The organism is Streptomyces malachitofuscus (assembly GCF_055571035.1).
Map to the genome: position 1 here is coordinate 1 of NZ_JBVIGA010000081.1, position 1,010 is coordinate 1,010.

Here is a 1,010-nt window from a genome sequence, read left to right on the forward strand (position 1 = left end):
CACGGCACCTTCGACACCGCCGCCCGCCGCCTGCCCGCGATCGCCGCGATGGGCTTCGACGTCGTCTACCTCCCGCCCATCCACCCCATCGGCACCACCTACCGCAAGGGACCCGACAACACCCTCAACGCCGGACCCGACGACGTCGGCGTGCCCTGGGCGATCGGCTCCCCCGAAGGCGGCCACGACGCCGTCCACCCCCAACTGGGCACCCTTCAGGACTTCACCCGCTTCGTCCGACGGGCCGGCGAACTCGGCCTGGAAGTGGCCCTGGACTTCGCCCTGCAGTGCTCCCCCGACCACCCCTGGGTGCACAAACACCCCGAGTGGTTCCACCACCGCCCCGACGGCTCCATCGCCCACGCCGAGAACCCGCCCAAGAAGTACCAGGACATCTACCCCATCGCCTTCGACGCCGACCTGGACGGCCTGATCGCCGAGACCTGCCGCGTGCTGCGGCACTGGATGACGGCCGGGGTGCGGATCTTCCGGGTGGACAACCCCCACACCAAACCCGTCGTCTTCTGGGAACGCGTGATCGGCGAGATCAACCGCACCGACCCCGACGTCGTCTTCCTGGCCGAGGCCTTCACCCGCCCGGCGATGATGCACACCCTGGCCCAGATCGGCTTCCAGCAGTCCTACACCTACTTCACCTGGCGCAACACCAAGCAGGAACTGACGGAGTACCTCACCGAACTGTCGGGGGAGGCCGCCTCCTACATGCGGCCCAACTTCTTCGCCAACACCCCCGACATCCTGCACGCCTACCTCCAGCACGGCGGCCGTCCCGCCTTCGAGGTCCGCGCCGTCCTGGCCGCCACCCTCTCCCCCACCTGGGGCATCTACAGCGGCTACGAACTGTGCGAGAACACCCCCCTGCGCGAGGGCAGCGAGGAGTACCTCCACAGCGAGAAGTACCAGCTCCGCCCCCGCGACTGGGACACCGCCGAACGCGAGGGCAACACCATCACCCCCCTCATCACCCGGCTCAACACCATCCGCCGGGA

The 1,010-nt window shown here is 68.7% G+C and carries 1 pseudogene; it reads left to right on the forward strand.

Annotated features, from left to right (window positions below):
• Nucleotides 1–1,010, forward strand: a pseudogene (locus ACZ44S_RS39140) (alpha-1,4-glucan--maltose-1-phosphate maltosyltransferase); the annotation flags it as partial.